Source organism: Stenotrophomonas sp. Steno-C17 (assembly GCF_056393165.1).
In genome coordinates this window covers 131593-145841 of sequence record NZ_JBWJPD010000008.1, presented here as the reverse complement: position 1 = coordinate 145841, position 14249 = coordinate 131593, and the positions used below count along the sequence as shown (strand labels likewise).

At 64.4% G+C, this 14249-nt stretch carries 11 protein-coding genes; 8 read left to right on the top strand and 3 right to left on the bottom strand.

What is annotated here, in order from left to right:
• Positions 1-200: 200 nt before the first annotated feature.
• Both AC06FA_RS09435 and AC06FA_RS09430 read right to left on the bottom strand, forming a co-directional pair.
• A complete protein-coding gene (locus tag AC06FA_RS09435) occupies positions 201-1487 on the bottom strand; it encodes an O-acetylhomoserine aminocarboxypropyltransferase/cysteine synthase family protein (RefSeq protein ID WP_478068067.1) in 1287 nt (428 codons plus the stop codon).
• Positions 1488-1577: 90 nt separating this feature from the next.
• Complete coding sequence (locus AC06FA_RS09430; protein WP_478068066.1) at positions 1578-2138, bottom strand: hypothetical protein; 561 nt, start codon at positions 2136-2138, stop codon at positions 1578-1580.
• Between the two features lie 417 nt (positions 2139-2555).
• Between AC06FA_RS09430 and AC06FA_RS09425 the strand changes: the two genes are divergently transcribed.
• From AC06FA_RS09425 to AC06FA_RS09405, 5 genes are read left to right on the top strand one after another with little or no spacing between them, the layout of a single operon-like run.
• On the top strand, positions 2556-3212 hold the full coding sequence (locus AC06FA_RS09425; RefSeq protein ID WP_478068065.1) for a hypothetical protein: 657 nt from the start codon (positions 2556-2558) through the stop codon (positions 3210-3212).
• The gene (locus AC06FA_RS09420; protein WP_478068064.1) at positions 3209-4453 is read left to right on the top strand and encodes a Tle-like phospholipase domain-containing protein; all 1245 of its coding nucleotides are present in this window, start codon (positions 3209-3211) and stop codon (positions 4451-4453) included. The genes AC06FA_RS09425 and AC06FA_RS09420 overlap by 4 nt, the downstream gene beginning before the upstream one ends.
• Before the next feature lie 18 nt (positions 4454-4471).
• Positions 4472-5194 (top strand): hypothetical protein, encoded by a 723-nt coding sequence (locus AC06FA_RS09415; RefSeq protein ID WP_478068063.1) that lies wholly within the window; start codon positions 4472-4474, stop codon positions 5192-5194.
• On the top strand, positions 5191-6441 hold the full coding sequence (locus AC06FA_RS09410; protein WP_478068062.1) for a Tle-like phospholipase domain-containing protein: 1251 nt from the start codon (positions 5191-5193) through the stop codon (positions 6439-6441). The genes AC06FA_RS09415 and AC06FA_RS09410 overlap by 4 nt, the downstream gene beginning before the upstream one ends.
• 18 nt (positions 6442-6459) lie before the next feature.
• On the top strand, positions 6460-7035 hold the full coding sequence (locus AC06FA_RS09405) for a relaxation protein (RefSeq protein ID WP_478068061.1): 576 nt from the start codon (positions 6460-6462) through the stop codon (positions 7033-7035).
• Positions 7036-7056: 21 nt separating this feature from the next.
• Here the strand turns inward: AC06FA_RS09405 and clpB are convergent, their stop codons facing one another.
• Positions 7057-9642: an ATP-dependent chaperone ClpB gene (clpB, locus tag AC06FA_RS09400; protein WP_478068060.1), complete on the bottom strand. Its 2586-nt coding sequence runs from the start codon at positions 9640-9642 to the stop codon at positions 7057-7059.
• Between the two features lie 229 nt (positions 9643-9871).
• On the opposite strand from clpB, the gene AC06FA_RS09395 reads away from it, so the two are divergent.
• The 3 genes from AC06FA_RS09395 to AC06FA_RS09385 are packed head-to-tail and all read left to right on the top strand — an operon-like array spanning position 9872 to position 14211.
• Positions 9872-10387, top strand: a complete 516-nt coding sequence (locus AC06FA_RS09395) for a sigma-70 family RNA polymerase sigma factor (RefSeq protein ID WP_478068059.1) — start codon at positions 9872-9874, stop codon at positions 10385-10387.
• Positions 10377-11348 carry a FecR domain-containing protein gene (locus AC06FA_RS09390; protein WP_478068058.1) on the top strand — a complete coding sequence of 324 codons (972 nt, stop codon included), beginning with the start codon at positions 10377-10379 and terminating at the stop codon, positions 11346-11348. Before AC06FA_RS09395 ends, AC06FA_RS09390 begins: the two co-directional genes overlap by 11 nt.
• A 58-nt stretch (positions 11349-11406) precedes the next feature.
• A complete protein-coding gene (locus AC06FA_RS09385; RefSeq protein ID WP_478068057.1) occupies positions 11407-14211 on the top strand; it encodes a hypothetical protein in 2805 nt (934 codons plus the stop codon).
• Positions 14212-14249: the final 38 nt, after the last annotated feature.

Genomic DNA, 14249 nt, shown 5'->3' with positions numbered 1-14249 from the left:
AGGTGTGGGTAGGTGTCGACCTTGGTCGACACGGTGGCGCATGGGGTCAGATCCCGGAAACATTAAAATCCCCGGCGGGCCCGCACCCGCCGGGGATCTGCATTGCCACGTTTGCCACGCCTTGGAGAGGCAGCTCCACCGTAGCGCATCGCGCGGCCGCTGGTGATCGCCGCTGGCGATGACGACCAAGCCTACGGCTATCAGGCGCTGGCCAAGGCCTGCTGCAGATCGGCCTGCAGGTCGCCGATATGCTCGATGCCGATAGACAGGCGCACCGTGTCCTCGCTCACCCCGGCCCGGGCCAGTTCCGCAGCATCCAACTGCCGATGGGTGGTCGAGGCCGGGTGCGTGGCCAGCGACTTCGCATCGCCCAGGTTCACCAGCCGGGTAAACAGCTTCAGCGCATCCAGGAAGCGCGCCCCTGCCGCGCGTCCGCCAGGCAGGCCGAAGGTCAGCACCCCCGAACCGTGCCCGCCCAGATAGCGCTGCGCGGCGGCGTGTTCAGCGTCGTCAGGCAGACCGGCATAGCGCACCCAGGCCACCTTGGGGTGCGACTTCAGGAACGTCGCCACCGCCAGCGCATTGGCGTTGATGCGCTCCATGCGCAGCGCCAGCGTTTCAATGCCCTGCAGGATCAGGAAGGCGTTGAACGGCGACAGCGCGGCGCCGGTGTTGCGCAATGGCACCACCCGCGCCCGCCCGATATAGGCCGCCGCCCCGAGCGCCTCGGTGTAGACCACCCCGTGGTAGCTGGGATCGGGTTGGTTCAGCCGTGGAAAACGCTGCGCGTGCGCGGCCCAGTCGAAATGCCCCGAATCGATGATCGCCCCGCCCAGGCTGTTGCCATGACCGCCCAGATACTTGGTCAGCGAATGCACCACGATATCGGCACCGTGCTCGAACGGGCGCAGCAGGAACGGCGTGGCCACGGTGTTGTCGACGATCAGCGGCACGCCAGCGGCATGCGCGACCTCGGCAATCGCGGCGATGTCGGTGACATTGCCGCGCGGATTGCCGATGGACTCGACAAACACTGCCTTGGTACGCGCATCGATCAGCGCGGCAAAGGCGGCCGGATCGGCCGGGTCGGCGAAACGTGCCTGGATGCCGTACTGCGGCAGGGTGTGCGCCAGCAGGTTCAGGCTGCCGCCGTAAAGCGCACTGGCCGCCACAATGTTGTCGCCTGCCTCGGCAATGGTCTGGATGGCGTAGGTGATGGCGGCCTGCCCCGAGGCCAGGGCCAGCGCACCAATGCCGCCCTCCAGCGCGGCCAGACGCTGCTCCAGTACATCGGTGGTGGGGTTCATGATGCGCGTGTAGATGTTGCCTGGCACCTTCAGGTCGAACAGGTCTGCGCCGTGCTGGGTGTCATCGAAGGCGTAGGCCACCGTCTGGTAGATCGGCACCGCCACTGCACGCGTGGTCGGGTCGGGACGGTAGCCACCATGCACGGCCAGGGTTTCCAGTTGCCACTGCGGATCGCTCATTGCACAGCCTCCAGGCGGGAAACCGCCACCATAGGGCAGCGGCCCCGCCTTGCTCAGAGCGCTTGGCAATAACGCCCGTACCGTCGGCTATCAGCGTGCGGCAGCCGCACAGGCCGGGGCCTGCCCATTACCGCACAGGCTGACGTCGCGCAGCCAGGTGACCCAGGTCACGACATCCTTCGATTCGGGTTCGGACCGGAATGCCTTCTGCACGGTGTGGAAGCCCTGCAGCCCCTGGATTCCCTTGATCCAGGCGAACTCCGGCTTGCCGGTGCCTGGATTGAGTGGGCAACCGAGCATCAGCACCGCGAAGGGGCGGCCCTCCTCCTCACCCTCGCGCACCCAGTGCGCCTGTGCATCGGGGCAGGCCACTTTCCAGCCCGCCTCCATGAAGCCCAGGAACTCACGCGGACTGACGCTGGCGGAGTTGGGGGCGGTGTTGACGGTGATCATGTCTGTCCAGTTCTGCACGGTCTGGCCCTTCGGGACGTACTCGACGATGCGGTTGCCCTGCGGATCGACGGCATCGTAGGCCTGCACGTAACCGGGCATGGACGGCAGGCGGGCCTGCTCGCCGTTGGCGGCCAGTACCGCAGCCGGCGCCAGCAGCGCGCCCAGGGTGAGATTCAACAGGGTGATTCGGGATGTCATGGATGGAACTCCTTCTCCAAAGGTGGGAAACCGCATGTCCGCCGGGGGCCAGGGACGCCCATAGCATTACGCCGATTCTTGCCGCCGCGCCAGATGGCGCTTGTGAAAACACCTCATTGCCAGCCATTCACGAGCAGACAAGACGCTTTGCGCTCGACCTGCCGATGAAAGTGCCGCGTGATGGCCAGCAGTTCCTCGGGTTATGCGACAGCCCTGTGAGTGTTTGCCGGTGCGACCCATCTGTGTGTGCCCAGCCCAGCGGGTGACGCAATTCGCAGGAACCGAGGGCGTAAATGATGGGAGCTCAGCGCGTAAATTGCGACGCTCATCACAGGTAATGAGATTATTCAGGGCAGATTTGAAATGCCGCCATCCACAGCCGTACTGTGCGAGTACTCAAGGACGCTGGACCGACCGATGAAGGAACTCAAAGCTGCCCCAGGCAGTGCACGTGTGGTTACCCGTGCACTGTGTTCCGGACTGCTGGCGCTGCCGCTGCTGAGTGCGTGCGGAAGCAAGGAGCGCGCTCCGCCGCCGTATGAAGCCAATCCTTCGCCGAAAGAGGCGTATGAGGTGGTGGTTACTACGCATGATGCGCCGGAGGACATGTATGTAACCTCAGCATCAGCAACCTACAAGATAGCCGACGAAGGCTGCATGCCACCTATCCGCAATTTCGAGGGAGTGCGGTATGGGGAGAACGAAACCTTCCTCCCCCTTTCGCTTCACCGAGTGGATGCAACAACATTTAAAGGAGTGCTCTACGCAGATGGAATGCTAAACGCTGACTACTTTGGCAGAGGGGTGTGCACGTGGTCATTCCAATTGGTTGACGTCAAACTCGAGACGGAGCACACCCGGAAGTTCACCTACTTTCAGTTGGGAGCCAGCCTAGGGAAACCACAGGAAACGCGCTACGCGAGAAAGGAAACATCGACATGGGAAAACAATGGCAGGCTACAGCTCGCGAATGACCTTTCCCAAGAGCAATACGATCAAAAATTTAACGGAACAGATCGGGAAGATCACTTTTCCTATCACATAAGCATCAATTCAAGGATGATCAAGAAATGAGTAAGAGCGCCCTCGCGGACCTTGCCAATGCAAGCTACTCTCCGCCAAAGTTTGACTCAACCGGCAAGCCGTTACGGATCCCAGCAGGCCCTGATGGAGAGGAATACGTAGCCGTTGAGTACGTAGACAGGCCGAGCGGGTACCAAGGCACCATCTACAGGAATGTGGCTACCGGCGATTTCGTGGTAGCTCACCGTGGCACCGAGTTCGACCGCGAATTGCTGAAAGATGGCGTCGTCGATCTCGGCATGGTCACTACGCGATTCAACGCTCAACTCCAGGATGCGTTGGAGCTGACACGACAGGCCAAGGAAATGGCCGAGCGAGATGGCACCAAACTCTCGGTGACCGGCCACTCGCTCGGCGCATGCATGGCTCAGGCCACCAGTCATCACTACAACCTCCCGGGCGAAGGGTTCAACCCGTATGGCGCGGCCAGCCTGGGCTATCGCATCCCGAGTGGCCAGCCTGCGAATGCGGCCCCCTTCGTCAACCATGTCACCGCCGGTGACTTCGTCAGCGCCGCAGGCAAGCATTACGGCAGCATCCAGATGTATGCCGCGCCTGGTGAGCTCACCGTATTGCGCAATGCAGAGCTCGCTTCCCGCCTGGCCGGCGGACTGGGCGGCACAGGTGGCAACCCCCTGCCAGCACTCGCTCTGCCCGATTCGCACCGGATGAAGCACTTTGTCGATCGCGTCGAGAATGGCGTCGAGATCAAGTCGTTGCTGGATGATCCTTCAGCGCGGATCACAGATCCCGAAGATCAGCGCCGCGTCGACGCCTATCGGAGCAGCATCCACCAAGTGCGCGCCGCCACGACGGTGATTACCCGTGGTACCCCCGGCCTGGTGCTGGACGCCGTGGACTATCTCCGCGGCCCGGATGAACCCGGTGCCTACGCCGAGCGCCAGGCCGAGGCAGCAAGGCGTGCCGCGCATCCGTTCAACCCGGCCGAGCAACGCAATGCGCCAGGCTCCCACGGCGGACCGCTGCGCGAGCAGCCAGAGTTCCAGACGCCATCTCCCCTGGGCCAGCGCTTGAACGAACTGCTCAACGCAGACCCCGACCGCTTCAAGGTCCTCAACCAGCAGATGTCTGCGCGGGAAGCGGGCCAAACGCTGGATCATCAAGCGCGCAATCAGGTGAACGCGGAAGATACGGCCCGCGAGCACGCACAGGAACAGCTGCGCCAGCAGAATGTGCAGCAGGAAACTCAAGCGGCCGCGATGCGTCGTTGATGGAGTGGAGAGAGCAGCATGGATGAACGAACATCACAGCGACGATCCGCCCAAGGAACCGACGCCGCTTGGGCCACCGGCCCGACGATGACAGACGGACATCGCACCCGTGAGCGCGGTCTCTCACCTGCAGTACGCCCCCTTCTGCTGGCACTGCTGCCCCTGATCGGAGCCTGCGGCAGCAAGGAGCGCGCACCGCCGCCGTATGAAGCCAATCCTTCGCCGAAGGAAGCGTATGAGGTAGTGGTTACTACGCATGATGCGCCGGAGGATATCCATGCGACAAGCGCATATGTCACATACAAAGTGACGGCCGACTGCCTGCCGCCCATCGACAATTTCGAGGGCGTTCGTTATGGCATCGACAAGCACACGCTTGAAATTCCGCTACAGAGAGTAAATGCAACGACATACGCGGGAACTTACTTCCGCGACGGCATCCTCAATCGAGACTACTACGGAAGAGGCCCTTGCAACTGGGAGCCCGTGCGGGTCGGCGCGACATTGGAGACAGAGGCCACAAAGTCGTTCGCCTACTTCACCATCTCCACCTCTGCTGACGCTGGAACTGAAACGAGGCACTCAAGCAGGAACATTCAACCACTGATTGATGATGGCGGGACCTACCCGGCTGACAGCATTCCGCAATCCCGGTTCACCGAGAACGTACCCGAGGCTCAACGCGTCGATTACTTCTCTTACACCATCACCATCAGTCCAAGGAAGGAGCCCACAAAATGAGCAGGAGCATCAATGCTGACCTCGCAAACGAAGTGTATTCGCCGCCGCAGTTCAGAGCGGACGGACGCGCAAAGGAGATCGATGCTGGCGGAAGCACATTCGTAGCCGTAAAGCATGTGGATATGCCTAGCGGGTACCAAGGCACGATCTACAAGAACGTAGAAACTGGCGACTTCGTCATTGCACACCGAGGCACCGAGTTTGACCGCGAGCCTCTGAAGGACGGCGCGATCGACCTAGGCATGGTCGGAACCCGATTCAATGGCCAGCTCAATGATGCACTTGAACTCACCCGGCAAGCCAAAGAGATGGCCGAGGAGAAGAACGTATCCCTAACGGTCACTGGGCACTCGCTCGGCGGCGCATTGGCCCAGATCACGGCACATCACTACAACCTGCCAGGCGAGGCCTTCAATCCCTATGGGGCAGCCAGCTTGGGCTACCGCATCCCTCAAGGGCAGCCCGCTAATGCCGCACCATTCACCAATCACATGATGGCAGGCGATTTCGTCAGCGCTGCTGGCGGCCACTATGGGAATGTCGAAATCTATGCTTTGCCAAGCGAGTTGAGGACTCTTCGCAACGCAGAGCAACTGTCGAAGGCGACCCAGTCGATGATGGGCGGGTTGGCCGAACGTGTCATCAGGCCGGGATCGGCAATTGCCTTGGCCGACTCCCATCGCATGAAGCACTTCGTCGATCATCTTGAGAGAGGCGTCGAGGTCAAATCCGTCCTCGATGATCCTTCAACGCGGATCACAGACCCTGAGGATCAGCGAAGAGTCGAAGCCTATCGCACAAGCATCCATCAGATGCGCGCCACCGCTACGGTGATCGGACGTGGCGGACCCGGCCTGGTGCTGGACGCCGTGGACTATCTCCGCGGCCCGGATGAACCCGGTGCCTACGCCGAGCGCCAGGCCGAGGCAGCAAGGCGTGCCGCGCATCCGTTCAATCCGGCCGAGCAACGCAATGCGCCGGGCTCCCACGGCGGACCGCTGCGCGAGCAGCCAGAGTTCCAGACGCCATCTCCCCTGGGCCAGCGCTTGAACGAACTGCTCAACGCAGACCCCGACCGTTTCAAGGTCCTCAATCAGCAGATGTCTGCGCGGGAGGCGGGGCAAACGCTGGATCATCAAGCGCGCAATCAGGTGAACGCGGAAGATACGGCCCGCGAGCACGCACAGGAACAGCTACGCCAGCAGAATGTGCAGCAGGAAACTCAAGCGGCCGCCATGCGTCGTTGACGGATTGGAGACAGAATCATGGATGAACGCGAACTGGAAGATCTGATCAGCAAGACCGCCCTGCTGATGGAGCGCTACCAGCGGATGTGCGCGGAGATGGCTGAGCAGCAGTCGCGTCTGTCGGCCGCGCTGAACGGCCTGACGCAGGCGCTGCCCGGGCAGTTCCGTGCCAGCGCCGACAGCGCCATCGCCGGATTGACGCGCGACGGAACCGCTGCGGTGAAGCAGGCTCTGCTCGCACCGGTCGGTGCCTACGAGCAGCAACTGGCCACCTCGGCCAAGAGTGTGGGCCGCAGTACCGAAGCACTGGCTGCGGAAGTAAAGCGCCTGCAAGTGGCCTCGCGCGGCGTCGTCTGGAAAAGCGTGGCCACGGCTGTAGCTGCGGTGGCGATCCTGCTTGGCGGCGCCGCGTGGCTGGGCGGTCAGTACCGCGCTGAGATCGAGCGCAACCAGGTCGAGGCCCAACTGCTGCGCGCCTACAATCGCGCCGACGTGGTGCTGTGTGGCAAGGAGCAGCTGTGCGCCAACGTCGACACCCGCGGCAGCGGCGTTGGCGAGAACGGGCGCTACCGTCCGGTACGTCCCCGCCCGTAGGCGGGGACCGGCACAACCGGATCAGGCCTTGGCAAACACCAGGTGGCCGCCGTCGTTGCCCACTTCGATGGTATCGCCGTTGGCGAACGCACCGGACAGGATCTTCTGCGCCAAGGGGTTTTCCAGCTGCGCCTGGATCGCGCGCTTCAGCGGGCGAGCGCCATACACCGGGTCGAAGCCCACATTGCCCAGCAGGTCGAACGCGGCATCGGACACGACCAGCTTCAGCCCGCGCTCGGCCAGGCGCTTCTCCAGCCCGCGCATCTGGATGCGCGCGATCTGCTTGATCTGCTGCTTGTCCAGCGGATGGAAGACCACGATGTCGTCCAGACGGTTGATGAACTCCGGGCGGAAGTGCGCCTGCACCACCCCCATCACCGCGGCCTTCATCTGCGTGTAGGCCTCCGGGCTGTCGTCGCCGCTCATGTCCTGGATCTGGTGCGAGCCCAGGTTCGAGGTCATCACGATGACCGTGTTGCGGAAGTCCACGGTGCGGCCCTGGCCGTCGGTCAGGCGACCATCGTCCAGCACCTGCAGCAGGATGTTGAACACATCGGTGTGTGCCTTCTCGACCTCGTCCAGCAGGATCAGCGAATACGGGCGACGGCGCACGGCCTCCGTCAGGTAGCCGCCTTCCTCATAGCCCACGTAACCCGGAGGCGCACCGATCAGGCGAGCCACGCTGTGCTTCTCCATGAACTCGCTCATGTCGATGCGGATCATCGCATCGGCACTGTCGAACAGGAACTCGGCCAATGACTTGCACAGCTCGGTCTTGCCCACGCCGGTCGGGCCCAGGAACAGGAACGAGCCGGCCGGCCGGTTCGGGTCGGACAGCCCGGCACGCGAGCGGCGCACGGCATCGGAAACGACCTTGATCGCTTCTTCCTGGCCGACCACGCGGTTGTGCAGCACTTCTTCCATGCGCAGCAGCTTGTCGCGCTCGCCTTCCAGCATCTTGTTCACCGGAATGCCGGTCCAGCGCGAAACCACCTCGGCGATTTCTTCGTCGGTCACCCGATCCTGCACCAACTTGAAGTCGTTGCTCTCGGCTTCCTGGGCAGCGGCCAGCTGCTTTTCCAGCTGCGGCAACAGCCCATACTGGATCTCGCTCATGCGCGCGAAATCCTGGCGGCGCTGGGCCGCTTCCAGGTCCAGCTTGGCCTGTTCCACCTGTTCCTTGATCTTGGTCGCCCCCTGCAGAGCGGCCTTCTCCGACTTCCAGATTTCGTTCAGATCGGAGAACTCGCGCTCCAGGCCGTCGATGTCATTTTCCAGATCGGCCAGGCGCTGCCGCGAGGCGTCATCCTTTTCCTTCTTCAGCATTTCGCGCTGGATCTTCAGCTGGATCAGGCGACGCTCCAGGCGATCGAGTTCTTCCGGCTTGGAGTCGATCTCCATGCGCAGGCGCGAGGCGGCCTCGTCCATCAGGTCGATGGCCTTGTCGGGCAACTGGCGATCAGTGATGTAGCGGTTGGACAGCGTCGCTGCGGCCACGATGGCCGGATCGGTGATCTCCACGCCATGGTGCACGGCGTACTTTTCCTTCAGGCCGCGCAGGATCGCGATGGTGTCTTCCACCGACGGCTCACCCACGAACACCTTCTGGAAGCGGCGCTCCAGTGCGGCATCCTTCTCGATGTACTTGCGATATTCATCCAGCGTGGTGGCACCCACGCAATGCAGTTCGCCGCGTGCCAGCGCGGGCTTCAGCATGTTTCCGGCGTCCATCGCGCCATCGGCCTTGCCCGCGCCGACCATGGTGTGCAGCTCGTCGATGAACAGGATGATCTGCCCTTCGCTCTTGGCCAGATCGTTCAGTACGCCCTTCAGGCGCTCCTCGAATTCGCCACGGAACTTGGCACCGGCGATCAGCGCGCCCATGTCCAGCGACAGCACCCGCTTGCCACGCAGCCCCTCGGGCACCTCGTCGTTGACGATGCGCTGGGCCAGCCCTTCGACGATCGCGGTCTTGCCCACGCCGGGTTCGCCGATCAACACCGGATTGTTCTTGGTACGGCGCTGCAGGACCTGGATGGTGCGACGGATTTCTTCATCGCGGCCGATCACCGGGTCCAGCTTGCCGCTCTCGGCGCGCGCGGTCAGGTCGATGGTGTACTTTTCCAGCGCCTGACGCTGCTCTTCGGCATTTTCCGACTGCACGTTCTCGCCGCCACGCAGCTTGTCGATGGCGGCCTGCAGGCGGGTCTTGTCGGCGCCGGCGGCGCGCAGCGCCATGCCCAGCGTGCCGCTGTCTTCCAGCGCGGCCAGCACGAACCATTCGCTGGCGATGAACGCATCGCCATTCTGCTGGGCCAGCTTGTCGGTGTGGTTCAGCAGGCGCCCCAGGTCATTGCCCAGCGACACGTTGCCGGCCTGCCCGGAGACCTTGGGCAGGGCGTCCAGCGCCTCGGCCAGGCGTTCGCGCAGCACCGGCACGTTCACCCCTGCCTGGGCCAGCAGCGGGCGCGTACTGCCGCCCTGCTGGTCCAGCAGTGCGCTGAACAGGTGAACCGGTTCGATGATGCTGTTGTCGCGGCCCACGGCCAGCGACTGTGCGTCTGCCAGCGCCTGCTGGAAACGCGAGGTGAGCTTGTCCATCCGCATTGCGAATCCTCATCGGTTACAGAGCCGGCCCGCGCCGGCGATGCAGGGAAGATGCGGTTGCACCGTCCCGTTTCAAGGGTGGCTGCGACTGCACCTGGAGCCTGGTCAGGCACGGGCAAGCATGCGCCCGGCCCCGTGGGCAACGCGTTGATCCTGCGCAACCGGCTGGCAAGGGCTGGCACCAGGGCCACGCCAATGCGATACTTGCGAATCATTCTCATTTCGATCCATGTCCGCCGACACTTTCCGCATGCACGCGCCCCACCCGCACCTGGCCACGTTGTACCGCGACCACCACCGGTGGCTGCGCGGCTGGCTGAGCGGTCGGGTGGGCAATCGCGATGTGGCCGATGACCTCGCCCAGGACACCTTCGCGCGGCTGCTGCTGGATCGCGACCTGGCCGCGCTGCGCGAGCCACGCGCCTTCCTCACCACCGTGGCGCGCGGGCTGGCCGCCAACTGGTTCCGGCGGCAGGCGCTGGAGCGCGCCTATCTGGAGTATCTGGCGCAGTTTCCCGAACCTGCCCTGCCCTCGCTGGAGGAACAGGCGCTGGTACGCGAAGCGCTGCAGCAGATCGATGCCATGCTGGACGGGCTGCCCGCGATGGCACGGCGGGTCTTCCTGCTGGCCCAGTTCGATGGCCTGCGTTACGAGGCGATCGCCGAGCAGTTGGGACTGTCGCTGTCCACAGTGAAGCGCCACATGAAGCGGGCGCTGGTGGGCTGCCTGGCGCATGCGCCCTGAGCCGGCCGGCAGCGCCGGGCTGTCACCCCGCGTGCTGGAACAGGCTGCGGACTGGCTGATGCGCCTGCACGACGACGGCAGCGCCGCCCAGCGCGTGCAATGGCAGCGTTGGCACGATGCCGCGCCAGAGCATGCGCGCGCCTGGCAACGCGCCGAGCGGCTGCTGGCACTCAGTGCCCATGTTCCCACGGCGTTGGCCCACGACGCGTTGCAGGGCCCTTCCTCGCCGGCGCGGCGCGCCGTGCTGCGTGGTGTGGCCGCATTGCTGGTGGCACCGCTGGGCGGCTGGCTGGCCTGGCACCTGTACGACGGTGCCGCCTGGGATGCCAGCGTACGCACCGCCGTGGGCGAGCGCCTGCGCCGCGTGCTGGACGACGGCAGTGTGTTGAACCTGGCCACCGCCAGCGCCGTCGATATCGCCTTCGATGGCCAGCAGCGCCTGTTGCGGCTGCGGCGCGGCGAGATCCACATCGACACGGCGCCCGACCCGCAGCAGCCCGCACGTCCGTTCCGGGTGGCGACCCCGCGGGGCGTGCTGCTGGCACTGGGCACGCGCTTCAGTGTGCGCCTGTTCGACGATGCCAGCCTGCTGGTGGTGCAGGAAGGCGCGGTGCAGGTGACTGTGCCCACCGGCGCGGTGCAGCGGGTCGAGGCCGGGCAGCAGCTGCGCTGGGGCGACGGCCGCCGCGCCGAGCCGCACGCTGCGCCGCCGGGTAGCGACGCATGGCTGCACGGCATGCTGGTAGCGGACAGCCTGCCGGTGCGGGCTCTGCTGCAGGAACTGGGCCGCTACCACCGGCGCTGGCTGCGCGTGGACGACGATGTGGCCACGCTGCCGGTGTCAGGTGCCTTCCCGCTGGACGACCTGCCGCGCAGCCTGTCGATGCTGGCGGCCACCTATCCGCTGCGCGTTGAACAGGGTTTGACGGTGCGGGTGCGTGCGGCCGCCCCGCCGCGGTGACACTTTTTTCCATCCTGCGTGGCAGAGGGAGTGAATCCTTCTTCTGCCGGCTCCCTCCATGCCTGTGATCCCCACCCGTTTCCGCTACAGCCTGCTGGCCATCGCCCTGGCTGCCACGCCCGCCTTCGCCCAGACCGCGCCCGCCGACCAGACCGCCAATGCGCCTGCCACGGCGTCGCTGGGCAGTGCGCTGAGCGCCTTCGCCGCCCAGCATGGCGTCGCCCTGTCCTTCGATCCGGCGTTGACCCAGGGCCGCAGCGCGCCGCCGGTCGATCCTGCCGCGGGCGTGGACGCAGGCTTCAGCACCCTGCTGCAGGGCACCGGGCTGCGTGCGGTGCGCCGCGCCGACGGCAGCTACACGCTGCAGGCAGCCCCCGCGCCAGCGGCGACGGTGCGCCAGCTGCGCCCGCTTCGGGTTGGCAGCGTTGCCTCGCGCGACTTTCCATACGCCGAAGGCATGACCCTGGACCAGGACTACCTGCAGGGTTACGCCAAGGGCAATGGAGACCTGGGCTCACTGCTGCGCATCAACCCGGCCGTGCAGTTCAGCAATACCGGCTGGAGCGCACGCAACGGCGGCGAAATCCGCCCGGTGGACTTCTCGATCAACGGCGCGCCCTTCTACCAGAACCTGTTCCTCATCGACGGTGCGAATTTCAACAACGATCTCGACCCGGCCAGCAACGCAGCACCCGGCCACAACGGCGATGCGTACTCGACCATCAACGTACCCAGCGCTGCACAGGGCATCACCGTCGACCCGGACCTGCTGGAAAAGGTCACCATCTATGACAGCAACGTGCCGGCGGCATACGGCGGCTTCACCGGCGGCGTGATCGATGCCACCAGCCGCACGGCCGGTGACAGCCTGTCGGGCAAGGTGTGGTTGCGCATGGCGCGTTCGGCGTGGAACGAAGTCATCATGCATCCGGGCCAGGCCGAGAGCTTCGAGGAATCGGCACAGCCCACCTTCCAACAGGAGTATGACAAGTACAAGCTGGGGGCACGCCTGGAAGGTCGCACCCGCAATGGCATCGGCCTGATCGGCACCGTCACCCGTACCCGTTCGGAAATCCCGTTGCGCGCCTACAGCGGCGGCAAGGTGAGTACCAACGACGACTTCAAGCGTACCCAAGTGCGGGAAAGCACGGCCGCCACCCTCGCTGCAGACTGGAACAACGGTGAGGGCCTGCAGCTGCGTGCCAACGTCAGCTACTCGCCCACCGACGATGCTTACTTCATAGCCAACACACGCAACTCCTGGTTCAACCTGAAGTCCGGCGGCCCTGTGGTCTCGTTGCGCGCCGACTACGATACCGGCACGTGGTCGTTCGGCAACGCACTGACCTACAGTGACCTGGAAAGCTCGCGGCGCAGCGACTACGACTACTACAAGACCTGGGCACCTTCGGAAGAAAAGGACTGGGGCGTCGGCACGTACAGCCAGGAAGGCAGCTGGGGCAGCGTCGACCAGCGCGACCGCAAGATCGGCTACCGCTTCTCCGCCAGCCGCGAACGCTTCCAGTGGGGTGCCACCGAGCATCACCTGACCTTCGGCGCCGGCGTGCAGCGGCGCAATGCTGACTACGAACGGCTGAACGACCAGTACGTCTACCAGACACCGCGTACCGCCACCAGCTGCACGCTGACGACCGGCATGGAAGACACCGACTCCTGTTCGTTGTCGCCGGTGTTCACCCGGACCTCGTCCGTGGCGGCTGGAAAAGGCCAGTACTTCTCCAAGCTGGTCCTCTACCACGCAGGCGCGTTCGAGGTGTCGGGCACGGAGTGGGATGCCTACCTGCAGGACGACATCCGCATCGGCAACTTCAGCCTGCGCCCGGGCGTGCGCCTGGACCGCAATGATTTCTGGAAGGGAACGAACATCTCGCCGCGCTTTGCCGCATCGTGGGATATCGGCGGCAGCGGCAACAGCGTGCTGACGGTCGGCCGCAACCGTTACTACGGCCGCAACTTCTTCACCTACCTGCTGAGCGAAGGCCGCGAGAGTCTGCAGGAAGATCGCACCCGCACCAGCAGCGCCACCCCGTGGGACAGCATCGAGGGTGCGCGCGCAACCACAGCCAATCGTGTGAACGACCTGGACACGCCGTACACCGATGAATGGTCGGTGGCGTGGCGACAGCAGTTCGCCGGGCTGGACATCAACGTGAAGTACGTCGATCGCAGCAACCGTGGCGACATCGTCCGCAGGCGCATCACCGATTCCTATGACAAGACCGTGTACAAGACGGCGCTGTACGAATATGCCAACGCGGGACGCAGCAGCAGCAGCACCTACACGCTTTCGGTATCGCCGCAGGAGCCGCTGACGGTGTGGGGCACGCGGTCCACCGCGCAGCTGGCCCTTGACCACACCGAATCCAAGCGCAGCTACAACACCTATGAAGACGCCACCACCGCCACACTCATCGGTGACTTCTACGAGCTGGTCAGCTACCACGGCAACGCCATCCATCGCTACGACCTGCCTGCCCGCGACTACGTGCGTCCGTGGTCGGCACGCTTGGCGACCCGCACCGAGATTCCTGCCGCGGGGCTGACCTGGTCCAACTTCTTCAGTTTCCGCGCAGGGTACGAGGGTCTGCTGAAGACGAGCCAGTACGAGCAGCATGGCGATGACCTGCTGGTTGTCTATGAGGACGTGCGCAACCCCAGCGGCTGGACGTGGGACACGACCCTGCAGTACGCCTTTGCGGCCCGGGCAAATCAGGAAGCCTACGTGCGGGTGGAAGTGCAGAACGTGCTCAATCGCAGCAACCGCATCACCGGCACCACCGCGACAACGGCCTACTACGAGCCTGGCCGCAGCTACTGGCTGGAACTGGGCTATTCGTTCTGAATGCACGGCCCGGCGGCACGCTGCCGGGCCACTGCCGA